Below are 24,620 nucleotides of genomic sequence, written 5' to 3'. Positions count from 1 at the left end.
GAGTAATATGAAAATGCGTGTATTGGTAATTGATGATGAACCTGCTATTTGCACTGCTCTTAGCTTTGCGTTGGAAGATTCTTATCAGGTCGTGACAACCACTGACCCGGATGAGGGGCTCCGGAAGATCGACAATCAGCCTTTTGATATTGTATTACTTGATTTGAGAATAGGAAATAAAAGTGGACTTGATGTCCTGCAGAAAATCAAACAAATAGCACCTAACGTAACAGTCATCATGATGACTGCCTATTCATCTATTGAAACTTCCATCGAGGCCATAAAAAAGGGGGCCTACTACTATATTGAAAAGCCAATTAATATTGAGGAACTTTCTTTGCTCTTGATGAGGGCAGCCGAATTCAAACAGATGTCCAATCAATTGGAGACATTACACGAAGAATTGGAGATTCAAAAGGGGTTTGGTAACTTCCTTGGTAACAGCAAGGCGATGCAGCGTATTTTCTCAATGATCGAAAGAGTGAAAGATATTGATTCCAGTGTTCTTATCACGGGTGAAAGTGGTACTGGCAAGGAGCTTGTAGCCCGAAACATCCATACGCTAGGAAGAAGGAAAAACAATCCAATGCAGATTGTCAATTGTGCTGCAATTCCTGAGATGCTACTGGAATCTGAGTTGTTCGGTTATGAGAAGGGGGCATTTTCCGGTGCAACACAGAGGAAGGAAGGGAAATTCGTTGCTGCTAATGGAGGCATCCTTTTTCTCGATGAGATTAGTGAAATGCCCCTTCCTCTTCAGGCCAAATTATTACGAGTGTTGCAGGAACGGGAAGTGACGCCTCTGGGGTCCAATGCAAAAATCTCCTTGGATGTCCGTATTATAAGTGCAGCCAATAAAAACCTGGAACAAATGGTGATGGAAGGGGATTTTAGGGAGGATTTGTATTTCAGGCTAAATGTCATTCCCATCTCGATGCCGCCTTTAAGAGATAGAAAAGAAGATTTACCGATCCTTATGGATTATTTTATAAAAAAGCACGCTAAGGATATGAATCGTGAAGATAAGGTGTTCTCGGCAGCCGCACGCCGGATATTACTGGATTATCATTACCCTGGGAATGTCCGTGAGCTTGGTAACATCATAGAATATGCTGTCGCCCTATCAAACTCGAAAAAAATGGAGGATACCGACTTGCCGCAATATGTTCAAGAACAGAAGTTCATTCTCCAGCCGGATGGCAATGACGAGGATCTTAATAGTTTCAAAATCCCTATTGGCATATCCATGAAAGAGATAGAAGAAAAAGTCATAACGGCCACACTTCAATACTGTAAAAACCATCGGCAAAAAACAGCTCAAATCTTAAAAATTTCTGAAAGAAGCCTTCGTGATAAAATCAAGCTCATTTCAAAAGGAGAATAAAAGGCTCATCGTGTTAATCGGCATTTTTTTCTGGATAACCGGCAAAAATTGCCGATTTATACTGTTATATCATTCAATAAATCGGCAGGATTTGCGTTTTAAAGCAGAAAATCGACTTGGCATGGTATTTGCATCTAAATACATTAAGAAAGGAGGGCCACGATGAAGAATGGAGCACTCTTTATAAAAGTCGCTTTGTTATTTTGTTTCATGACAGGATGTTCTTTTATGAATGAGCAGCAGGAAATATCTAAACCTGCTACTACCTTGATTCAGAGTCAACTAACTTCTGAAGGACAGGATTTAAATAATAGGATGCTAATCATTGGAACTGGAGATATGACAGGTGTTTATTTTTCATTAGGACAAAGATTATCAAATATGTATGAAAAATATAATGGGACTGTGTCAGGTACCCAGGTAACACATGCTTCCATCGAAAATACTGAATTGGTTAGCCGCCATCGTGCAGAAATTGGTTTTACCACAGTGGATGTACTGGATTTGCCTGAAACGGATAAATCCAAGTTAAGAGCTTTAACGGCCCTATATTCCAATTATGTACAAATTGTTACTACTAAACAAAATGATATTGATTCCTTGGAAGATTTAGTTGGTAAACGCATTAGTGTGGGAACGGCAGGAAGCGGTACAAGGCTTATTGCAGAGCGGATACTGTTAGAATCTGATTTACCGACTGATCAATTGAATTTATCCTATCTTTCTTTTTCTCAATCTGCAGAAGCATTACGAAATGGTACCATTGATGCAGCTTTCTTTTCTTCGGGAATTCCGAATAATGAAATCGCTTTCATATCCAAGCAGACCGAACTATCTTTTATTCCAATTCCGGGAGACATCATTGAAGGTCTTCAAAAACAATATGGAGTTTATACTCATGATGAAATTCCCAGAGATACATACGGGGGAATGAAAAAAAATGTCCAAACGATTTCAATTAAAAATGTCCTGGTGACCTACAAGGAAATGTCTGATCCTCATGCATACAACCTTGTGAAAACATTATATGAACATCTGCCTGAACTACAGCATACACATCCAGCTGCTTCTGATATTTCAATAAATGAAGCAACTAAACAAGTTCCCCTTGATTTTCATCCAGGGGCCATGAATTATTTTAACGAACAAGGAATTATTGGAGATCATTGAAAAACGGGAGGTAATGACTATGAAAAAACTGCTGAGTCTTTTATCAATAATAGTATTGATCGCTCTTGCGGGATGTGGTAATCCCACTCCGCAAAAACCGGGGGAATCCGTCCAAACGAGTGCGGGTGAAAAAGGAGAGAAAAAAATAACTATTGCCGGTAATGGCGGTGTCATTGAAAGTGCCATCAGGGATGTAATCGCACCAAAGTTCAAAGAAGAAACGGGAATCACTGTTAATTATATTTCCGGTTTATCAGGTGAAATTCTATCCAAAGTGGAATTACAGAAGAACGCTCCGCAAATAGATGTTGCCCTTTTTGTACCGGTTGATGTAATTCGCGCTAAGGAGAAGGAACTGATCGTACCAATTGATGAGTCCAATGTTCCCAATATGAAATCGGTGGATCCACGTTTCATTCCGGTTGAAAAGGCTGCCGCGCCAGCATTCGGTTTAGTCATTGCACCAGCCTATAATACGGAAACCTTTAAAAAGAATGGGTTAAAACCAATTGAATCTTGGAATGATCTTGTATCACCTGATTACGAAGGTAAAACGGCATTTTCAGATATTACGAATGACTGGGGTTTCAATACCCTTAATGGTCTGGCGATTTCAAACGGCGGCAGTACGGAAGATATGGAACCAGGTCTTGAAAAAGCGAAAGATCTTGCAGCTTATTCCAATACCTTTTATAAAAACTCAACGCAAATGATGCCAGCTGTCCAACAAGGAGCTGCTGACGTAACGGTCATGGGAAGTTACTCCATTGGTGAACTAGCCGTTTCAGGTATTCCCATTAAGATGGCAGTACCTAAAGAAGGTGTACCGCTTCAAGCTTTTAGTGCTGGTCTCGTGAAAAATACGCCAAATAGCAAAGAAGCCCTTGAATTCATCAACTATGTAATCAGTGAAGAAGCGCAAGCTTTAATTTCCGAAAAAGGATTTTATCCAACTGTAGAAGGAATGAAAATTCCAGAGAAATATGAAGAGTCAATCGGCCTTAAAGCAAGTGATAAAACATTCAAACCTGATTTCGCCAAGTTTGCCGAAATCCGCGCAGAGGTGTCAGACAGATGGGCGAAAGAGGTTACTCCTGAATTAGGGAAAAAACTCAAATAAAAAGGAGCGTGTTGATCACATGGAATTATTAAAAAAAGATGTGGAAATGAATAGGCAACACCTGGAGGCAGTTCAGGGGTTTGGGTCAAACAAAAATGATGTAGAGATAAAAGGCGCGTTTAAACAATTTGGAACGAATGTTGTCCTGAATGGCATTGATCTGGAGGTGAAACAAGGAGAGTTACTTACTCTTCTTGGGCCTTCAGGGTGCGGAAAGTCCACAACCTTGAACCTAATTGCAGGGTTCCTCGATGCTGACCGGGGTGAGGTCCATATTAAAGGCAATAATGTTACGAAGGTTCCGCCTTATAAACGAGATTTAGGAATGGTTTTTCAAACTTATTCGCTTTTTCCTCATATGACAGTCTATGAAAATCTCAGTTTTGGCTTGAAACTGCGCAAAGTTAGTAAAGCTGAGCAAAAAAAGAAGATAAGTAAAGCGCTTGAATTAGTGAAAATGTCAGGATTGGAGAATCGTTACCCAAGGGAATTATCAGGAGGTCAGCGTCAGCGTGTTGCGATTTCCAGAGCACTTGTAGTTGAACCGGAGCTCCTTTTGCTTGACGAACCTCTTTCAAACCTAGATGCAAAGTTGCGCCATGAACTCAGGGCCGAGATAAAGCGCTTACAAAAGGAAATTGGCGTAACGACCATTTTTGTGACCCATGATCAAGAAGAGGCTCTTTCCATGTCTGATCGAGTCGTGGTCATGAATGCAGGGAAAATTGAACAAATCAGTACTCCGACTGAGATTTACAATCATCCCAAGACTGAATTCGTGTTTCAATTCATCGGAAAATCGAATTGTTTTGAAGGGACTGTGTCCGCTGTGGATAAGCGGAAAGTTTCAGTCAAGATAGGGCCTGATATCACTCATGTCGATGCAAACAACATCATGGGAAATGATAGTGATTTGAAAACCGGTGATGAGGTGAAGCTTTATATTAGACCGGAAAAACTGCAAATTGTTTCACTTGATGAAAAATCCACCTCTCCATTGGATTACCAACATGCTAAGATCAGCCAAATAAACTATCTTGGTACCTCTTGGGAAATCAATGTTCTATTACATGGGAAAAGTATTCAAGTATTGACTTCCGCCTTCGATGCATCATGGCAAAATGGAAGTGAGGTGTTGATTGGATGGAGCCCATCAGAAGTTATGCTAGTCAAGAAATAGAACAGAAGACGAATCCTATTGAACCGCAAAAGGAACCTAAAATCAAGAAGAGGAAAGTCTGGGTTCCGGGATTACTCCTTTTAACGCCGATTCTGCTTTTCATATTTGGTTTCTTTGTCATACCGATGTTATACATTTTATATTTAAGCTTCATATCAACAGATAATCTTGGAGGAGCGGAAGCAGTTTATAGCCTAAAAAACTATACACAATTATTTACCGATAGCTATTACTTATCTTCTTTATGGCTGACAGTGAAAATCAGTTTATATTCGGTCTTGGTTGCTTTAGTTCTTGGATATCCGGTAGCTTTGACGATGGCCAAAAGTTCAGCACGGATTAGAGGGTATATCACTCTCTTGATCGTGTCACCGCTCTTGGTAAGTATAGTTGTCCGTAATTTTGGCTGGTACCTTTTGCTATTGCCTAACGGAACGATTAATCAAACCTTGATGGCCCTTGGCATAATAGATGCACCATTGAAACTATTGTTTTCGGAAATCGGGGTTGTGATTGGGCTATCCAATGCATATCTTCCTTTCATGATCTTATCCATCGTTGCCAGTTTATATAATATTGATCCTTCTCTGGATAAGGCAGGAGCAATACTTGGGGCAAGCCCATTCAGAAGGTTCTTTTCGATTACATTGCCGTTAAGTATCCCTGGTATCGTATCTGGCTGCATTCTTGTATTCAGTTTATCGATGAGCGCTTATGTTACGCCTGCACTAATGGGGGGAGCCAATGTGCCGGTGATGCCTGTTGTCATCTATGATCAAATTAATAACTTGCTGCATTGGACATTCGGATCTGCTCTTTCTTATATTCTATTAGCAACCACTGTCATATCAGTGGCCGTCTTTACCAGGGTGTTTGAAAAAGGGAAATTCAAGGAGGTATTCAGATGATGAAAACGTTTGGCGGCCTTCGGATTGCCGTAGCCGTGTTGGCAATTATCTATATCTTGATACCGCTCATTGTCGTTATACCCGCTTCTTTTACAAGTGCCAATTATCCAAGTTTTCCGGCTGAAGGCTTTTCACTGCAATGGTATTCCAAGATCTTGGAGCGTCCTGAATTTTTGGAAGCCTTTTTGAACAGTGCGAAGTTCGCAGCATTAGCTGCCCTTTTCTCCGTCATATTCGGAACTTTGGGTGCCCTTGGCATCGCAAAGTATGATATACCTGGAAAATCGTATATTACGGCCCTTTTAACTTCACCACTAAGTGTTCCGCAATTAGTCTTGGGGATTGCACTTTTAATGTACTTTACACCAATGATGCTTGCCGGTACGTCTACAGGATTTTTAATTGCCCATATCGTCATTTGCATACCATATGTTATGCGGCTCGTATTAACCGGTTTAAGTGGATTTGATTATAATCTCGAACGGGCCGCGGCCATTCTTGGAGCGAATCCGCTAACAGTATTCATGAAAGTGACACTGCCGCTAATTGGATCCGCGGCCATCTCAGGGGGATTATTCGCATTTTTGACATCATTTGATAATGTAACGGTCTCTCTCTTTATGGTATCACCGGAAATGCGAACGCTGCCGATCGAAATATTCTCGCAAATGCAGGATGCCTACAATCCAATCGTCGCATCCGTATCAAGCGTGGTTATATTCATATCAGTCCTTCTTATCGTTATACTTGAAAAAATTCAAGGTGTCGGGAAAGTTTTTGGTGGTTCCCATCATACTAACGGTTAAACACGATCATGCTGGCTAAGTTCTGATTTTACGAAGAAAACTCATCCAAACGTTTCATTCAAATGAGCCAAACACCTTTTAGCAGCCAATAGTGGAGCCGTCAGGACAGGGACAGAGGGGTTAACCTGCTTTGCAATATGTTCCATACTATATTGTGAAAGCAAAATCACTTCTGTCTTTCCATCCAATTGTTCCACCATCTTTTTTACCCGATCGTCATGTTCCTTTCTTTTTCCTTTTGATAATAAATGGATGATCCCGGGATCCACCAATGATTCGATCATACAGTCAGGATTCTTATTTAATAAGTAATTTTGAAGGGCGATCGGCGTTTCTTTTACGGTTGAAACCAGGCCGATGCTAGCATAGCGAAGCGCTTCATCAAGCATCGCTTCATCTGAACGAAATAACTTTACAGGGTATAGAGGTTGTAGGATTGAAGTGATGTCATTAAAAGCTGAGCAAGTAAGTTGGATGCATGAAACATCAGAATCATAGGCTATATTCACTAATGCAGAAAAGCGGCGGATGATTTCCGGAGTCAACTTGCCGCTCTTTTCCATCAAGGCGAGAAGACCTGTGTCCATGAAATGAAGGAGTTCAATATTTGGAGCAACAGTCTGAAAGGCCACTTCAATTGGTTGTAGAGCAGTTGTGGTTGCGTGAATCAGTGCGATTTTCAAAAAAATCCTCCTTTTTCTTTCATCAATATCTAGCAGAATCATAAAATGCCATTATATTACATACAACCATTATATTACATACAAATAGTTCTTTTCCAATTTAGTATTAAGAAAGGAAGTGAGAAGCATGGAGAAAGAAGCCCTGGACGATCTTAGGCAGATAATTCCAGATGACAGAATGTTCCTTGATTTGGCAGAAAGGTATTGTTATAGCTATGACGCTTCTTTTGGGGAATATTTACCTGAAATCGTTATACAGCCAAAAAATGCAGAGGAAATCAGTGAAGTGATTAAATTGGCCAATACTCACAAAATACCAGTTTACCCAAGGGGATCTGGAACTTCGCTAAGTGGAGGCCCATTACCTGTTAAAGGAGGGATGGTTATTGATATGACCCTTTTACGGGATAAATTGATCATTGATCGGGAAAATATGCTTGCCATTGTCTCTCCAGGTGTGATTACGGCAAATATCCATAAAAAGGCTGAAGAAGCCGGCTTGTTTTATCCGCCGGATCCAAGCAGTTCCAATGTTGCCACTATAGGCGGGAATCTATTAGAAAACTCCAGCGGCCCAAAGGGATTGAAATACGGAACGACAAAAGAATATGTGATAGGCCTGGAGGTGGTCACCCCGACGGGAGAAATCATTCGTACTGGCGGAAAGACCGTAAAAAATGTAACAGGGTATGATTTGACCCGATTGATCGTAGGATCGGAAGGTACCCTGGGCATCGTTACTGAGGCAATCATCCGCTTAATACCAAAACCTCAATCTAAACAAACTTTTGTCGCCCACTTCAATCATTTGATAGATTCTGGCCATGCCATTACCAGTATTTTATCGTCAGGGATTCTACCATCTGCCCTGGAACTGATGGATAACGCGTGTATCCGTGCTGTCGAAAGCTATCGGCCTTCAGGATTGCCTCTACAGGCAGAAGCCATTCTGATCATAGAAATAGATGGTCACCCATTGGCGATTGAGGAAGAAATCAATAAATGCGCCGATATATGCAAGGCGGAGGGGGCTTCCTACGTCAAGATAGCGGAGACCGAGGAAGAACGCCAAACTATTTGGAGTGCGCGTAAATCTGTTTCCCCGGCCATTACACAAATGGGTCCTACAAAAATTTCTGAAGACGCGACCGTTCCACGCAGTCAAATACCGGCGATGATGGAGAGATTAAACAATATCCGGGAGAAATACGAGTTGAACTTGGTTGTATTCGGCCATGCAGGGGATGGCAATTTACATCCGAACATCATTACCGATAAACGAAATATTACGGAAATGAAAAAAGTGGAGCTTGCAGTCAGTGAAATTTTTGAAGCCGCAATCGAACTAGGCGGAACACTTTCTGGGGAACATGGTATCGGTACTTTAAAGTCACCATATATGGAAATGGAATTAGGAATAACAGGGGTGAATATGATGAAAAAAATTAAAGAAGCATGGGACCCCAATAATATCCTGAATCCAGGAAAGATTTTTCCTGATAAAGGCCAGACTAGGGTCGTGTTGGTGACATGAATCTACCCCTCAAACCGAACGAGACAAATGCAATGGCCCATAATTTATATTCCGATGCCTATGATTGGACAAACCAATGCGTAAAATGCGGTTACTGTTTACCAGCATGCCCTACATATGAATCATTGGGCGTGGAATCCGCCTCTCCACGCGGTCGAATCAATCTAGTGAAAATGGCAGCCGAAGGGAAAATAGATTTCCAAAAAGATTTAGCTGAACCGATCGACCTATGTTTAGGCTGCCGTGCTTGTGAAACCGCATGTCCTGTCGGTGTGCCATACGGACATATACTGGAAGCGGCAAAAGAAGCCATTGAAAACTCCCCGTCATCCAACCAAAAAAATAAAATGAACAAGATCAAAAAACTGGCATTGGTTCATCTTTTTCCATATCCAAAACGGATGAACAGGATTGGAAGAGCAGTGCAATTCTATCAAAAAACAGGATTGTCCAAGCTTATCCGTTCATCGAATGTACTGCAAAAGGTTTCCCCGGCCCTTGCACATTTAGAACAAGCACTTCCAGCCATCGAGTCGTCCTCGAAACGAATCCGGACAGGTACGATAATGCCGGCAAAAGGGGAAACGAAATTAAAAGTGGCGTTTTTTGCTGGGTGTATCATGGATTCCATGATGTCACGAATAAATCGTCTTACCATTGAGCTGCTCACCTTAGCAGGTTGTGAGGTCATTCTCCCTGAAAATCAGAATTGCTGCGGTGCACTGCATTCCCATCAAGGTGAAACAAAACAAGCAAAAGAATTGGCAAAGAGGAATATCCAAGCCTTCATGCAATCAGATGCTGATGTAATTGTAAATAACGCAGGAGGCTGCGGCGCTTCGCTTCTTGAATATGGACATTTATTGGCAGATGATCACGAATGGGCTGGGGCGGCAAGGGCTTTCTCGGAAAAATCAAAAGATATCAGTCAAATTCTTCATCAATTGGGGCCACTCCCCTTTACTGAAGAATGGCAAGGCATCGTTTCCTATCAAGATTCATGTCATTTACGCAATGTTCAAAAGGTCCAAATGGAACCTCGTTTATTATTGCAATCCATACCAGGTATTTCATATGTTGAAATGGAAGGGTTTGACCGCTGTTGCGCATCTGGAGGCATTTACAATCTTCTCCACTTTGATGAATCCATGAAAATTCTTGAAGGGAAAATGAAGAACCTTAAAGAAACGAAAGCAACAACAATAGTTACGGTTAACCCTGGATGCCAAATGCAAATGAGCATTGGCATCCAAAGGGAGGGAGCGGCAAACGAAATGAAAAGTATGCACCTTGTTGAAATACTTGCCAAGGCTTGCGGCTTGGATTGATAAAAAGGATATTGAAACTCCATAAAGCATTACCCGTCAGCATTTTCGCATTTATGTGAAGATACTGACGGGTTTTTTATTTTGGCTCTTTTCGTAAAGATTGTTGTTTTTAAAACGAAACGATTTAAGGTTGATTGGAGCGCAAGTTCGAGACTCCTGCGGGAGCAGCTGGACAGGGTGAGACCCCACAGGCGTTTATGCCAAGGACAGTATGTTAATTGTAAGTTAAAACATATGAAAAAAAACCGTTCAATTTTCTGAACGGACGAATCAAAATTGATGAGTTAGTAAAGGAACTTATATTCCTGTTTTTATGCCAAAACCTATTAAAATTAAGCCAGTTGATTTTTGGAATGCTTTCTGGAATTTGGAGTTGTTCATCCATTTTTTTGCGTAATCAATGAGAAAAACCAGAAAAAGAAACCACAATACAGCGAGTAAGGTTAAGATGAAGGCTAATATAATCAATTGCTTGTTTACATTTCCGTTCAAATTGATAAATTGAGGCATGATTGTTATATAAACTAAAACGGTCTTTGGATTAAGAATATTATTAAGTAATGCTTGCATAAAGGAATCTTTATTATGCCGGCTTGAATACTTTGTAGGTGTATTTGCTTGTGCTTGAATTTCTTTTAAGGAAAAAACGCTTTTAGCAAAAAAACTTTTTATCCCTAGATAAATTAAGTAGGCGGCTCCCAAATATTTGATTGTACTGAACAGAATCACGGACTTTGCAATGACAACAGATAGTCCAAGAATAGCAATAAGCGTCCAAAAAGAAAGTCCCGTTGCCATTCCGAGAACGGTATAGCGTCCAGCTTTAGGACCAAAGCTTAGCGTGTTTTTCACTAAGAGCATTGTATCAGCTCCGGGTATAATAACCATCATTGCAACTATTGATATATATGTAAGTAAGCTATCCATACTATTTCCCCTTTCCTTCAATAGTGGCTACTAAAGTAACTACTTGTGTAAGTATATTAGATGAAAATGGAAATCGTCAACAGATTTTGCTAAAATATTAGTTACAAAGGTAGCGACTATGGTTGTGTGGAGGGTTTATGAAAGAAAACATTTTAGAAACATTAAAAAATCTAAATTTTACCGAATATGAAGCGAAAGCATATCTTGCCTTATTGGAAGAATCACCATTAACTGGCTATGCAGTTGCAAAAAACTCCGGTGTACCACGTTCAAGAATTTATGAAATTCTGGACAGTCTCGCAATGCGAGGAGATATTCTGGTTAGTCCTGGAAACACACCACAGTATACTCCCGTTCCTGCAAGGGAGCTAATAAAAAACCGCCGCATGAAAGCAGAAGAAAATTTTGAACTGGCAGAAAAATCATTAGCGGAGTTTGAACGTTCTGCAAATGATCGCGAAAACATCTGGAATATCATGGGACGCAATGAAATACTCGATAAGGTAAAAGCTTGTATATTATCTGCAAAAAAAAGAATACTCTTAGAGATTTGGGAAGACGAATTCGAAGAATTAGAGTCTGAACTAAGACAGGCTGCAAATAAAGGCGTCAATGTAACAATTATTGCCTATGGGGAAATCGTCTGTGATTTTGCTAATGTTTACCTCCATTATATGGGTCATGAAATTACAGAAGAGTATGGTGGGCGATGGCTTGTTATTAGTGGAGATGATTCAGAAGTAGTAGCAGGTATTGTCTCACTTGGTAAAGATAGCCGTGCAGCTTGGACCATGCATGTAGGTTTGGTAATGCCCATTACAGAAGTCATGATCCATGATTTATATCTCATGGAAATCATGGGGAAACATAGAGAACTATTGGAAGAAAGCTTTGGTGTAAACCTCGCCAATTTACGTAAAAAATTTTCTATCCATCCAGATTATAAAAAACATTACGTGGACTAGATTTGTGCCATTATGGTCTGTTTTTAACAACATAATAAGAAAACTTACTTCATAGTCAACAATAGGGGCATGAATCCAGGCAGGATTTATGCCTTTTAAAGAGCATAAGTCGAGGTAAGTTTGTAGAAGCAAAGCCTTGCCCCCGGCAACCGACTGATTGAAAATAAAGTAGATGATTAAGAAATATAACTATATTGAAATATGGAAACAGGTATAATAAAGAATGGAATAAACCATTCTTGGTAAAGGGATTATTGTAGTATCGGATTAACATCTTGATATCCGGATTACATAAAGACAGAAGGAGAAATGATTCATTTGAATAACAAAGAAACAAAAGGTATTGAGTTACCTGCCAACTATGAGGAATTAAAAAAATCTGCCAATCGAAAATCTAATTGGAGAGAACGTTTAGATGCGATCGAAGAATTAGGGCAGTCAAAAAATAAACAAGTGATCGACATTCTCACACATATCATGAATAGTGATTCTGTATATAAAGTTCAAGAGGCCGCCTACCGTCAATTGAAAAGATTAGGCGAAGATGTCCAATTGCCAGCAAGGAAAAAGGGCGAATTGGTTAAAGGATTGACCAAAATCTTAGTCAGGATCAAGAAGAGTTTACCAGAAAATCACACATATACTGAATTCAAAGAGAAACTCCAGAAAATGAGAATGGATATATATGATACCTATGAGGGTGAAAAAGGAGCAGACTTTGATAAGTGGCTAGAAAAAACATGGTCTGCTTTACCGAAAAGATAAAAGTTCATCCACTATTTAAGGAGCAAAGTTATTGCTCCTTATTCTTATGTGTAAAACAATAGCTCTAGCTGGCGGCTGATTGGCTACATATTCAATTTGGAATCAAACGATAATAAGCCACACCAAACTACGGTGGAAAACCGATAAATACATACGAATTCAGGGGAGAAAAGATGACTGATTATATTGAACTTTGGAAACAGGCAATGGAAGATCATACAGGGAAGATACCTAACAGGCTAAAAGATGATGCAGCAGAAGAAGCTTTTTGGGCATCCAAGGTGGCAGGGAAAAAACAACATAAAGCGGATCCTTATGCAAAACCTGTGCAGCAGGAGTTAATGGCATTATTAAAACGGGATGATCATGTATTGGAAATCGGCCCTGGATGGGGCAATTATACATTCGATATTGCAAAAGAAGTCAGGAAGTTAACTTGTATAGATAGTTCCAAAAGCATTATCAGTTTTTTGGAATCCCAGGCGAATGAAAAAGGTTTCAAAAACATGGAATTGATTCATGATAAGTGGGAAAGTGATACCAAAAGAGACAGATATGATGTAGTATTTGGGTTTAATTGTTATTACCGTATGACAGAAATCGGTCAAACTTTATTAAAAATGAATGAGTCTGCAGCCCGGTTAGTGATAGTAGGTATGACAACCGGACCAGAAAAACCTCATTATATGGAATTGAAGCAACGAGGATATACAATCAATTTAAGAAAGCGGGATTACATACACATCTTGAATGTTTTGTATCAACTTGGAATACTGGCGGACTGTAAGATTGTTAAATTGAAAAGTAAAAAAATCTATTCCACCCATGAAGAAATGATGCGCGATAATACAACAAAAATTCTCGATGAACATTTTTCCTATGATGAAGTAAAAACGATCCTTAATAAATATGTGGTGGAAAAAGAAGGAGTTTTCGAATACGAATATCCGTTTCATGCAGCTTTGATGTATTGGAATCCGAGGTAAAATCAAACATTCAAGTACCATTTTCTCAGAATTCATTATCTTCTTTTAAAGGTCCTTCAGGAAAAAGGTATTTTTTCTGAAGGATATTCGCAAAATAATATTAACAAGGATACAAAACAATGATAGGAAAACGGAGTGTGAATGATACATGAAAGAAATATCCGAAAAGAGATTTTGTGAAACTTGTAAAAAAGAGACCGTACATACAGTAACTGAAGATGCATTAGAAATAGAATATTCCTGTAATGAATGCGGTCAGCACCAAGATATTTTCAAGACATTTTTTTAAAAAACATTCGCAATCGAAAATTTATACTGCAAGGGAAGAAGTTTTACTAAACTATTTCGACATATCTACCCTAATGAAAAGACTCCCCTCGAATTCTCCGATATTTTATGCTTTTCACCTTACATAGAGCGGAACGAAAATACAGCAAAATAATGAAGACACCTGCCAAAACAAGCGGACCTCCACCTAGTGCATTAGGGTCTTTCCGCTTGCCGCCATTCATTAACAAGAGTGAAATACAAAAAACACCCATGTTTAAAAATTAGCTACGTTTTAAAAAAGCCCCTTCATCGACATTCACCTTCTTAAACCATAAAGTCGACAGCCAACCATAAGATTGTTAACGCTGCAACAAAGACTTCATAATTTCACCCATCCAATAGATAATCAAACGATTACAAAAATACAGTCGACTGTATTTCAGGAAATATTATCCTAGCATATAAAAAAGCGTAAACCTCATTTTAAATTTTCAGAAAATATTGAATTATCTTTAATTTGTTTGTATAATTAAGCCGACAGTCGACAGTATTCTGAAAGTGAGGGAGCTTCATGGGATCACTTAATTTCATGGATAACGCATTATCTAAATCAATAGCGGAACATATCACAGAACAAATCATAACTGGTGTACTTAAGCCAGGAGAAAAATTGGTGGAACTTATCTATGCAGAAGAATACGGAACGAGCAGAGCTCCCGTCCGCGAGGCAATTTATTTGCTTGCTAAAGAAGGACTAGTAGAAAGAATTCCACGTAAGGGCGCCATTGTAAAAGAATATACGGAAAATGAAATATACGATTTGCTTGAGATTCGGAATATGTTGGAGAATATGGCCATGGAACGAATTAAAAAGCATGGAATAGACCAAATACTTCTTAGAGAAATGAAACAGCAACTTAAAGAAATGAAGGAAATAGAAAATATTCATACCTATACCCAATTGAATCATTCTTTTCATACATGTCTTATTAAGATGAGCAAAAGTGAAACCATCAAAAACATGTACTCCCAACTAGGCTGGCCTTTGTTGAGAATTCAAAGCCTCTCTTTTTCAAACGGGAACAACATTGAAAAATCCATTTCTGAGCATGAAATCATCCTCCAGTTGTTAGTAGACCAAAACATGAATGAATTAACTGAAGTCTTGCAAAAGCATAATCTTGATGTAATCTCCAGCATTCAAAAAATGCTTAATTAGCGTTCATGCTATGAACGGAGGTGAACAGTGTTGAAGGTTGCTTTTTTGTTTCCCGGACAAGGTTGCCAAAAGCCAGGCCTTTTAAATGAATTGCCGGACTGCAACGCAGTCAAAGAAGTCCTGAAAGCAGTAAGTGAAACACTGAATGAAAACGTATATAACCATCACTCAAAAGAAGCACTTTGCTCGACCAAGTCAGTCCAGATTTCCCTTTTGACTGCTGGTATCGCAGGATTTAAAGTACTTGAAGCAGAGGGAATCATGCCGGATTTTGTAGCCGGACATTCAGTAGGCGGATTTAGTGCTGCAGTTGCTGCCGGCGTCATTGAATTTAAAGATGCTTTAAAAATCGTTAGGCTTCGGGCCGAGCTCATGGAATGGGCATATCCTCGAGGATATGGCATGGGGGTTGTTATAGGTATGGCAGCAGATACACTCCATTCACTTGTAAGCCAATATTTTGATGAAAAATTTCCAGTGTTTGTGTCGAACAAAAATGCTCCAGATCAAATAACGCTTTCAGGAGCTTTGTCCGGTATAAAAATAATATTAAATGAAGCCAAGGTTAACGGGGCTCGCAGCGCTTCCTTGCTGAGTGTCAGCACGCCCTCCCACTGTCCGCTTCTCTCATCTGTTTCACAAGAGCTAGGTGAAGCGCTTGACGATATTCCATTTCATCGTCCTTTGATTCCATATGTAAGCAATCGTGGGGGACGGCTCCTGTTTAAACAGGATGATATCCGGCTGGATTTAGCTGAAAGTATCTCATCCCCTGTCCAGTGGCATGATGCTTCTACCGTTTTATACGAAAACGGAACGAGATTATTCATTGAAATGCCGCCGGGAAATGTATTGTCGCGTTTAGCAGCAAAAGGATTTCCGGAAGCCAGGGCCTTGTCAATATCAGAAAATGGCTATGATGATTGCCTGTTTATAGCAAAGAGAGAAAAATCAAAAAAATAAAGGAGGACTGCCATGATGGAATTAACGGGACAGGTAGTAAATCAAAAGCGAACATGGACGAAACGCCTTGAAGAAAAGATAAAGCGCATGGACAGTGTGAAGGGTCTCGTAAACGGAATGATAATCCCTACAGATCGAATCGTGGACGTGATGGAAAAGGTTATTAGGCCTTATGATCGTGTAGTACTTGAAGGAAATAATCAAAAGCAGGCATCCTTTCTTTCAAAAGCGCTCGCACAGACGAATCCCAAAAAATTGTTTGATTTGCACATGATAATGTCCAGTATTTCAAGACCGGAGCACTTGGATCTATTTGAATGCGGCATTGCAAAGAAAATAGATTTTGCATATGCTGGTCCGCAAAGTCTTCGTATGGCTCAAATGCTGGAAGATGGCAAACTAACCATGGGAGAAATACACACATATATCGAACTTTATGGACGTCTTTTCATAGACCTGATTCCTTCGATTGCACTTGTTGCTGCGGATAAGGCAGACCGACATGGGAATCTTTACACAGGTCCCAATACAGAAGAGACACCAACGATTATTGAAGCAGCTGCATTTCGCGATGGGATTGTCATCGTTCAGGTAAATGAACTGATTGATGAACTGCCACGTGTCGATATTCCCGCTTCTTGGGTCGATTATATCGTTGTGGCGGATGAACCATATGAGCTTGAACCTTTATTTACACGTGATCCCCGGCATATTACCGATATACAGATTTTACAGGCGATGATGGTGATCCGTGGTATTTATGAAAAACACGAAGTCATATCGTTGAATCATGGTATTGGGTATAACACGGCAGCGATTGAACTACTGCTTCCCACTTATGGAGAATCACTTGGATTAAGAGGGAAGATATGCAAACACTGGGCATTGAATCCGCACCCGACACTCATTCCTGCGATTGAAAGTGGATGGATTGACAGCGTTCATTGTTTTGGCGGGGAAGTCGGAATGGAAAAGTATGTCGCGTCACGCCGTGATGTTTTTTTTACCGGACGAGATGGCACTTTGCGTTCGAACCGAACATTATCGCAGATGGCAGGGCAATATGCGGTCGATTTATTTATCGGGTCGACCCTGCAAATGGACAAGGATGGAAATTCTTCAACTGTAACCCGAGGAAGACTGGCAGGGTACGGCGGTGCGCCAAATATGGGCCATGACCCTGGGGGACGGCGACATTCAACTCCAGCGTGGTTAAATATGATGACGGCCGATGATCCGCTAGCTCGTGGAAAGAAGTTGGTTGTCCAAGTTGTAGAGACCTTCCAAGCTGGAAATAAACCTATTTTCGTAGAATCATTGGATGCTATAAGCGTTAAAAAAGATACAGGCCTAGCTATAGCACCCGTCATGATTTATGGGGATGATGTTACACACGTCGTGACCGAAGAAGGCATCGCTTACTTATACAAAGCGGACAGCATGGAAAAACGCAGGGAAGCGATTGCAGCGGTTGCAGGGGTTACGCCTGTTGGACTAACACATGATCCGAAGAAAACAGATAGCCTGCGGCGTGAAGGTTTGATCGCACTTCCAGAAGATTTGAACATCCGCCGGTCAGATGCAAAACGGTCTTTGCTGGCAGCTAAAAGTATAGAGGAAATCGTTCAGTGGTCGGATGGGCTATACGAACCGCCGGAAAAGTTTATAAGCTGGTAACCGGGAGGTGCAAAAATGAGAAATGCAAAAGAGGCATTCAGCCGCTACGCAGCTGATTCAGCAGTTCACTCTTTAATAGAAGAAGTCGAACTGACACCGAAACCGGGCCTTGTCGATCGGGTCAATAACGGTGCCCACCAAGATTTGACGATCGAACTCATGCTAAAATCCGCACTATCATTAAAGGAAACATTTGAACAAATCGCATTTATTAGCTACGGCAACAGTCCCTCACTTTCTTTAAGAGAAGAAATTGCGGCGATCGGCCGTAATGGAGAAAATAGAATGTTCGAAACTACCGGTGGCGTGAACACGCATAAAGGCGCCATTTGGGCGATTGGTCTGCTCGTTTCAGGTGCAGCGATGGGAAAAGGCTGTTATGCAATAAAAGAAATTGTTTCACTGGCTGGTGAAACGGCCCGTTATCCAGATCGACATTGTCCTAATATCGCTACAAATGGCATGCTTGTTTCTGCAAAATACGGTGTAAATGGAGCAAGAGCAGAGGCAGAGCAAGGTTTTCCTCATATTGTGCAGGTTTCCATGCCAATGCTTAAACGATCAAGGGCGTACGGATTGGCGGAAAATGAGGCTCAACTAAATTCACTGTTAGCCTTAATTGCTTCTTTGGATGATACATGCATTTTACATCGAGGGGGTCCTGAAGCACTTATATTTGCTAAAAAGCAAGCAGCCTCGGTGTTATCAAGTGGAAGTCTAGAAAAGTTAAAAATTCTTAATGATGAGTTTACGAGACTTAATATATCTCCAGGAGGCAGTGCGGACATGCTCGCCGCTACGCTTTTTTTAGATAAAATCCAAGGACATATAACCGGTGATGAAGTTCAAAAAGAAGTTGAGTCTATACATTAAGGGGGCCTTCATTTGGAAAGTTTCAAATACACATTTCCTGCTACAAGAAAAATTGTCAATCGTGCACATGTTGGCGTTGTTGGATCGGGTGATTTGGAAGTGTTGATAGAGCCGTGTGAAGAATTACGGACTGAGGTTACCATTCGGACGGGAATCACCGGTTTTAAAGATACATGGAAATCGATAATTCAACGATTTTTCACACAACATGATGTCGCTGCAAAAGTTAAAATTAATGATTTTGGCGCAACACCTGGTGTTGTGACGATCCGACTCGCACAAGCGCTGGAGGTGAGTTTGCTTGATTCTAACAAAAAGTAGTTTTGTAGAATGCAGTGGACGGGAAAGAGCGATGAAACTACTGGATAACGGAACATATAAAGAGCTTCTCGGTCCATTTGATGGGCTGGAATCGCCTCACTTGGAGCCTCAAGGAATCGTTCCGCAAAGTGATGATGGGGTTATTGTGGCTAAGGGTACGATTAATGGGGAACGGGCAGTCGTGATATCCATAGAGGGGAATTTTCAAGGCGGAGGTATCGGCGAAGTATCTGGTGCAAAAATCGCCGGTTCACTCGAAATGGCCTTAAAGGATTGTGAAGCCGGAATAAAGACGATTCCGATCATACTGTTTGATTCCGGGGGAGTGAGGCTGCAGGAAGCCAATTATGGTTTACTGTCCATTGCCGAAATTGGCTCAGCCATTGTGGCGCTTCGCTTCCATGTTCCTGTCATTGCTATTATCCCAGGGAAAATCGGTGCATTTGGCGGTATGTCGATTACAGCAGGTCTTTGCAGTGCCATCATTATGACGAGAGAAGGCCGGCTGGGATTAAACGGGCCTGAAGTGATTGAGCAGGAAGCCGGTATTCGCGAGTTCGACTCAAAAGACCGCCCTCTGATTTGGGGTACAATTGGCGGAGAACAGCGGAGGTCGGCCGGTTTTGCGGATATATTAATTGAAGATGATTCGGAGGCTGTAAAAGCAGCCGCCTTTTCAATAATAAACGGTCAGGTTTCCTTTGAACCAAGATCAGGACAGATTAAGAGGTATGGGGCGTTTATAAATGCAGTGGAGCCGTCACAGCGGATATCGCCAGAAGATGTACGGGAGCTGTGGAATCAGTTTCGATCTGATGATGTTAGGGAAATTCAAGCTGTTTCAAAGGGCGAAAAATCTAATGGACGGGGACAGACCTGGTTTGATTTATTGAGTAATGGATTTCCTGAAATAGGCGATGTCCCCTCTGTTCGAGTTGCAGATGCTTACATAGGCAATACGAAGGTACGTTATATTGCTGTAGTAACGGATGCAAAGAGTCGCTTTCCAAGGGCAAGATATGGGGAAGTAGGTTTACAGGAGGGATGGTCAATTGCAAAGCATGTTAGGGAAGCAATTGAAGAAGATCGAAATGGGGAAAAACGAGCAATCGTGGCCATCGTCGATGTTCCTAGTCAGGCCTATGGTTATCACGAAGAACTGCTAGGCGTTCATCAGGCATGTGCAGCTGCCGTCGATGCATATGTCACCGCACGTTTGGAAGGGCATCCCGTTATATCGTTCATACCGGGGAATGCCATTTCAGGTGCCTTTTTATCACATGGCATGCAAGCCAACCGGTTAATTGCACTTCGTGATCCGGGTGTGAATGTACATGTTATGTCAAAACAATCTGCAGCACGCATTACACAGAGAAGCATAGAAGAATTAGAAATCGCGGCGAAAAAAGTGCCAGCGATGGCGTACGATATCGGATCATTCGAACGGCTTGGAGCTTTGCATTCGTTGGTAGATGGAGTGAAAGCGGACATGCCGGGACAAAAGGACCGCAATATTATCCATAAAGAAATAAAGGAAGCGATTTCCGACATTAAAATGGCTGGTTCAGTGGATTTAAAAGTTCGATTAACATCTCCTTTTGCTGTATCAGGGGGACGTGCGGCATCCATTTTAGTGAGGGAGAAACTGAATGAACAATGGAACTAAACCCACATGACTTGTTGAGGATTAAAGGAGCGGATGAATTGATCAGCCATACCCCTATTCCGAATTGGGTAGCAGAATCACTAGCATTTTCCCCATTTGTGGTAATCCGCCGTTCCCGTGCAGCAAAAGGACAGGTGGCGGTAGGTGTTCGAGGGCCTGAAAGAAATAAAAGATTCGCTGCCTTTTTACCAATTGATTCGATTCTAAGCAGAATTACTCCCGAACGGCTGGTACAGGATAAAGGTTGGCAGAATCATTCAAAAAAGATTTTTCAGTGTTTAGATCGAGTCAGTGAATTTTTGGATCAAGCTTCGCTAACTTGGGGGCCAACCGGAAGTGTTGGATTCGAACTCGCCACTGGACAAGAAGTAGTCACAGAGAAAAGTGATATTGATATTGTCATTCGAATTTCAGAAGAATTCACCATTAATTTCGCTCAGAAAATTGAAAATGGACTGAAGAAAAATCCATTTCGGATTGATGTCCAACTGGAAACGAAAGTAGGTGCTTTTTCATTAAGTGAATATGCAAATTCTAAAGGAAAGGCCGTATTATTCCGGACAGTGGATGGTCCCTTTTTAAAAAAAGTCACACTGCAATTTTCAAAATAAAAAATTTATTAAAGGAGGGCATATAAAAAATGTCTTAAGAAATTTCATGATACATTAGAATTTTATTTTGCCCGTTCAGTTTTTATTGGATTAAACAGGTAGGAGAGGAGGTGATTCAGAAAGCAGCAAATGAGTTATTTGCAGGATGTGTAAGTTGTTACGTAATTGAATGTCATTTTGAAGCTAAGAATGGAAAGACACAGTTAAACCGATCGATTTGTTTTTGATTAAAACAGGAATAGTTTTTTTCGTTTTACTAGTTTATAACATGACGGAGAGTACGCAATTTGAACAATGTAATATGGTTGTTCATTGAAAACGATTAAATTTGAAGGAGTGTTGCACAATGAAGTTGGGCCATTTTTTAAGTATGATTCCTTTTCTCGGGATGCTTTTTTCTCTTCCATTAGTTAATCGTGTAGAACCGTTTGTACTCGGATTGCCGTTTTTCATGTTTTGGATCGTTTTATGGGTCGTTTTAACGACATTAATTATGGGCATCGTTTTTAAAATTGACCCCGCCAACCAAGAAGGTGGTGATACAGAATGAATGCATCACTCTTTGTGCTTTTCGGTTTTCTGCTGTTCATTATTTATATCGGCATCAATGCTAGAAAAGGGAAAGATATGAACCTTGAGGAATGGGCTGTTGGTGGAAGAGGGTTTGGAACGATTCTTGTTTTCCTTTTAATGGCGGGAGAATCGTATACAACATTTACATTTCTTGGTGCAAGCTCCTGGGCTTACGGAAAGGGTGGACCGGCCTTTTATATAATCGCATATCTTAGTCTCATCTATTGTATTTTTTATTGGCTGTATCCAACTGTTTGGAAATATGCAAAAGCTCATAGGCTGGTATCTCAATCTGATTTCTTTGCTAGTAAGTATAAAAGTCCTTTTTTAGGAGTTATCACTGCCCTTATTGGTGTCATTTCGATGATTCCTTACATTGTACTTCAACTAAAAGGTCTGGGCATCATTGTTTCTGAAGCGTCTTATGGTTTCATATCCCCTACTGTCGCGACTTGGATCGGTGTAGTTTCCGTTACGGTTTACGTGATGATTTCTGGTATACATGGATCGGCAAAGACGGCTATTATTAAAGATATTTTAATATTTGGGGTCGTCGTTTTTATCGGAATATATATTCCCTCTCATTATTATGGCGGGATAGAGCCCATGTTCAGAGAGATTCAAGCGACCAATCCAGACTTTCTCAAGCTGCCTGATTCTGGCCTCGGAATTTCATGGTTTATTTCCACCGTGGTGATGACGAGCATTGGCGGATTAATGTGGCCCCACTTATTTGTTGCAACGTATTCGGCAACTGGACCAAAAACCATTCGAAAAAATGCCGTAATAACTCCGCTATATACACTTATGTTATTGTTTATCTTTTTTGTCGGGTTTGCAGCGATTAAGCAAGTTCCTGGTTTACAGGGTGCGGATACTGACCTCGCATTACTGCGTATTTCCATACAAACTTTTGATCCTTGGTTTGTTGGGGTGATTGGTGCAGCCGGCTTATTGACTGCTTTAGTTCCAGGCTCAATGCTTTTAATGACAGCATCCGTAACATTATCCAAGAACGTATATAAAGTCATTATCCCATCAGCTTCTGAAAAACAAATTTCAATGCTTTCTAAAATGTTAGTCCCTGTTATTTCACTAATTTGCGTCTACTTTACATTTAACGGTGGCAATTCCATCGTAACCCTTCTCCTAATGGCATATACCTTTATAACGCAATTGTTTCCAGCAATACTGTTTAGCTTGGCGAAAAATAATGTAGTAACGAAACAAGGTGCTGCAGCTGGAATGATAGCTGGAGTCATCACTGTGGCATATATGACGATCACGAATGCCACCATTGGCACTTTGCTGCCTGGGTTACCACAAGTATTGAAGGATTTGAATGCTGGTATTATCGCTTTAGCCGTAAACGTAATCATCATGCTTATTGTAAGTGCTTTCACTAAACAACTTCCAGTATCTTCAGAAGCGAAAAATTCTCACTTGATTTAATGCCCATTGCAAAAAAATATTATCTGGGAAGGACTTTACTTATGATAGAAAACCTACTTAATAGATTCCAAGATTTATACCCTGAACTAGTAGAATTCCGCAGAGATCTTCATATGTACCCAGAACTATCTTTTCAAGAGGAGGATACACCTAAGAAAATTGCCGATTTTTTAACTAACCTGGGATTGGAAGTGAAAACTGGCGTTGGAGGCAGAGGGGTTCTGGGAAAGTTGAAAGGAGGGAAACCTGGGAAGACAGTCGCTTTCCGTGCCGATTTTGATGCTTTGCCCATACAAGATGAAAAAGAAGTAGCTTATAAGTCAAGAGTTCCAGGAGTCATGCATGCTTGTGGGCATGATATTCATACGGCAGCTTTACTTGGAGTGGCAAAAGTGTTGTCTGAAGTGAAAGATGAGCTTGAAGGAGATGTTGTGTTTATTCATCAATTTGCCGAAGAAGTAATTCCAGGAGGAGCCAAGCCTATGATCGAGGATGGCTGTCTCAACGGAGTGGATTCCATTTATGGAGCACATGTTGCTTCCCATCTTCCGTTTGGAACAATAGGAGTTAATGAAGGATACTTAATGGCTTCGGGAGACCGGTTCGAAATCGACATCTTAGGTGTTGGAGGTCATGGGGCTACACCAGAATTAACTGTAGACCCACTTTTGGTCGGTAGTCAACTTGTCATGAATCTTCAACAAATTGTAAGCAGACGTGTCGATCCGCTCAAGCCTGCTGTTGTTACAGTCGGTTCATTTAACAGTGGTGATGCTTATAATATAATTCCAAACACCGCAAAAATTAAAGGGACGGTACGAACTTTCGACGAAGATGTCCGTGATTTGATTGAAGTGTCTATTGGGCAAATAGCAAAATCCACCTGTGAAGGCGCTGGAGCTGCAGTGAGGTATAGTTATGATAGAGGCTATCCTGCGGTTTGGAACCATCCGAATGAAACAAGAAAAGTGGAAGAACAAGCTAAGTTGCTTATCGGGGATGAACATGTAAAAAAGATGAAACCCCATATGGGCATGGAGGATTTCGCATATTATTTGCAAAAAGTACCAGGAACTTTTTTCTGGGTTGGAGGTAAGAATCCGGAAAAAGATGCTATCTATCCTCATCATCATCCAAGATTTGATGTAGATGAACAGTCCATGTTAATCATTGGAAAAATGTTTCTTTCAATTTTTTTAGCGAAAACTACTAATATAAATTAAGTTATCAAGGGAAAAC

23 protein-coding genes are annotated in these 24,620 nt (G+C 40.7%); 21 read left to right on the top strand and 2 right to left on the bottom strand.

Features of this window, described 5'->3' with window-relative positions; all coding sequences use genetic code 11:
- Positions 1 to 7: 7 nt before the first annotated feature.
- The 6 genes from BW986_RS17910 to BW986_RS17885 all read left to right on the top strand — a co-directional run bounded on the left by BW986_RS17910 (position 8) and on the right by BW986_RS17885 (position 6,568).
- Complete coding sequence (locus BW986_RS17910; protein ID WP_179086108.1) at positions 8 to 1,384, top strand: sigma-54-dependent transcriptional regulator; 1,377 nt, start codon at positions 8 to 10, stop codon at positions 1,382 to 1,384.
- Between the two features lie 162 nt (positions 1,385 to 1,546).
- Positions 1,547 to 2,554: a TAXI family TRAP transporter solute-binding subunit gene (locus BW986_RS17905; protein ID WP_076369291.1), complete on the top strand. Its 1,008-nt coding sequence runs from the start codon at positions 1,547 to 1,549 to the stop codon at positions 2,552 to 2,554.
- A 19-nt stretch (positions 2,555 to 2,573) separates the two neighbouring features.
- A complete protein-coding gene (locus BW986_RS17900; protein ID WP_076369289.1) occupies positions 2,574 to 3,674 on the top strand; it encodes an ABC transporter substrate-binding protein in 1,101 nt (366 codons plus the stop codon).
- Positions 3,675 to 3,720: 46 nt separating this feature from the next.
- Positions 3,721 to 4,854, top strand: a complete 1,134-nt coding sequence (locus BW986_RS17895) for an ABC transporter ATP-binding protein (RefSeq protein WP_076369902.1) — start codon at positions 3,721 to 3,723, stop codon at positions 4,852 to 4,854.
- Positions 4,818 to 5,762, top strand: a complete 945-nt coding sequence (locus BW986_RS17890; protein WP_076369287.1) for an ABC transporter permease — start codon at positions 4,818 to 4,820, stop codon at positions 5,760 to 5,762. Before BW986_RS17895 ends, BW986_RS17890 begins: the two co-directional genes overlap by 37 nt.
- Positions 5,762 to 6,568, top strand: coding sequence for an ABC transporter permease (locus BW986_RS17885; protein WP_142244692.1), 807 nt, complete (start codon positions 5,762 to 5,764; stop codon positions 6,566 to 6,568). The genes BW986_RS17890 and BW986_RS17885 overlap by 1 nt, the downstream gene beginning before the upstream one ends.
- Before the next feature lie 41 nt (positions 6,569 to 6,609).
- Here the strand turns inward: BW986_RS17885 and BW986_RS17880 are convergent, their stop codons facing one another.
- Positions 6,610 to 7,251: a hypothetical protein gene (locus BW986_RS17880; RefSeq protein WP_076369283.1), complete on the bottom strand. Its 642-nt coding sequence runs from the start codon at positions 7,249 to 7,251 to the stop codon at positions 6,610 to 6,612.
- 127 nt (positions 7,252 to 7,378) lie between these two features.
- On the opposite strand from BW986_RS17880, the gene BW986_RS17875 reads away from it, so the two are divergent.
- The gene (locus BW986_RS17875; RefSeq protein WP_076369281.1) at positions 7,379 to 8,785 is read left to right on the top strand and encodes an FAD-binding oxidoreductase; all 1,407 of its coding nucleotides are present in this window, start codon (positions 7,379 to 7,381) and stop codon (positions 8,783 to 8,785) included.
- A gap of 32 nt (positions 8,786 to 8,817) precedes the next feature.
- The gene (locus BW986_RS17870) at positions 8,818 to 10,113 is read left to right on the top strand and encodes a (Fe-S)-binding protein (protein WP_076369900.1); all 1,296 of its coding nucleotides are present in this window, start codon (positions 8,818 to 8,820) and stop codon (positions 10,111 to 10,113) included.
- A 297-nt stretch (positions 10,114 to 10,410) separates the two neighbouring features.
- Here the strand turns inward: BW986_RS17870 and BW986_RS17865 are convergent, their stop codons facing one another.
- Positions 10,411 to 11,040 carry a homoserine/threonine efflux transporter gene (locus tag BW986_RS17865; RefSeq protein WP_076369279.1) on the bottom strand — a complete coding sequence of 210 codons (630 nt, stop codon included), beginning with the start codon at positions 11,038 to 11,040 and terminating at the stop codon, positions 10,411 to 10,413.
- 137 nt (positions 11,041 to 11,177) lie between these two features.
- On the opposite strand from BW986_RS17865, the gene BW986_RS17860 reads away from it, so the two are divergent.
- The 13 genes from BW986_RS17860 (at position 11,178) to BW986_RS17800 (ending at position 24,604) form a co-directional block, all read left to right on the top strand.
- Positions 11,178 to 12,005, top strand: coding sequence for a TrmB family transcriptional regulator (locus BW986_RS17860; RefSeq protein WP_076369277.1), 828 nt, complete (start codon positions 11,178 to 11,180; stop codon positions 12,003 to 12,005).
- Between the two features lie 318 nt (positions 12,006 to 12,323).
- A complete protein-coding gene (locus BW986_RS17855) occupies positions 12,324 to 12,770 on the top strand; it encodes a HEAT repeat domain-containing protein (protein ID WP_397222550.1) in 447 nt (148 codons plus the stop codon).
- Between the two features lie 173 nt (positions 12,771 to 12,943).
- Entirely contained in the window at positions 12,944 to 13,756 is an 813-nt protein-coding gene (locus BW986_RS17850; RefSeq protein ID WP_076369273.1) for a class I SAM-dependent methyltransferase, read from the top strand.
- A gap of 841 nt (positions 13,757 to 14,597) precedes the next feature.
- Entirely contained in the window at positions 14,598 to 15,245 is a 648-nt protein-coding gene (locus BW986_RS17845) for a GntR family transcriptional regulator (RefSeq protein WP_076369271.1), read from the top strand.
- Between the two features lie 30 nt (positions 15,246 to 15,275).
- Complete coding sequence (locus tag BW986_RS17840) at positions 15,276 to 16,208, top strand: ACP S-malonyltransferase (protein WP_076369898.1); 933 nt, start codon at positions 15,276 to 15,278, stop codon at positions 16,206 to 16,208.
- Between the two features lie 15 nt (positions 16,209 to 16,223).
- Positions 16,224 to 17,885, top strand: a complete 1,662-nt coding sequence (gene mdcA, locus BW986_RS17835; protein WP_076369896.1) for a malonate decarboxylase subunit alpha — start codon at positions 16,224 to 16,226, stop codon at positions 17,883 to 17,885.
- 15 nt (positions 17,886 to 17,900) lie between these two features.
- Entirely contained in the window at positions 17,901 to 18,758 is an 858-nt protein-coding gene (locus BW986_RS17830; RefSeq protein WP_076369269.1) for a triphosphoribosyl-dephospho-CoA synthase, read from the top strand.
- Positions 18,759 to 18,770: 12 nt separating this feature from the next.
- Positions 18,771 to 19,079 carry a malonate decarboxylase subunit delta gene (locus BW986_RS17825; protein WP_076369267.1) on the top strand — a complete coding sequence of 103 codons (309 nt, stop codon included), beginning with the start codon at positions 18,771 to 18,773 and terminating at the stop codon, positions 19,077 to 19,079.
- Positions 19,060 to 20,745 (top strand): biotin-independent malonate decarboxylase subunit beta, encoded by a 1,686-nt coding sequence (locus BW986_RS17820; protein WP_076369265.1) that lies wholly within the window; start codon positions 19,060 to 19,062, stop codon positions 20,743 to 20,745. The genes BW986_RS17825 and BW986_RS17820 overlap by 20 nt, the downstream gene beginning before the upstream one ends.
- Positions 20,736 to 21,356, top strand: coding sequence for a malonate decarboxylase holo-ACP synthase (locus tag BW986_RS17815; RefSeq protein ID WP_076369263.1), 621 nt, complete (start codon positions 20,736 to 20,738; stop codon positions 21,354 to 21,356). Before BW986_RS17820 ends, BW986_RS17815 begins: the two co-directional genes overlap by 10 nt.
- A gap of 346 nt (positions 21,357 to 21,702) precedes the next feature.
- Positions 21,703 to 21,906 carry a DUF3311 domain-containing protein gene (locus tag BW986_RS17810; RefSeq protein WP_076369261.1) on the top strand — a complete coding sequence of 68 codons (204 nt, stop codon included), beginning with the start codon at positions 21,703 to 21,705 and terminating at the stop codon, positions 21,904 to 21,906.
- Positions 21,903 to 23,381, top strand: coding sequence for a sodium:solute symporter family protein (locus tag BW986_RS17805; RefSeq protein ID WP_076369259.1), 1,479 nt, complete (start codon positions 21,903 to 21,905; stop codon positions 23,379 to 23,381). Before BW986_RS17810 ends, BW986_RS17805 begins: the two co-directional genes overlap by 4 nt.
- Before the next feature lie 41 nt (positions 23,382 to 23,422).
- On the top strand, positions 23,423 to 24,604 hold the full coding sequence (locus BW986_RS17800) for an amidohydrolase (protein ID WP_076369257.1): 1,182 nt from the start codon (positions 23,423 to 23,425) through the stop codon (positions 24,602 to 24,604).
- Positions 24,605 to 24,620 lie beyond the last annotated feature (16 nt).

It is taken from the genome of Peribacillus simplex (assembly GCF_900156045.1).
In the GTDB taxonomy this organism is placed as follows: domain Bacteria; phylum Bacillota; class Bacilli; order Bacillales; family DSM-1321; genus Peribacillus; species Peribacillus simplex_D.
This window is presented reverse-complemented; position numbering and strand designations above follow the sequence as displayed.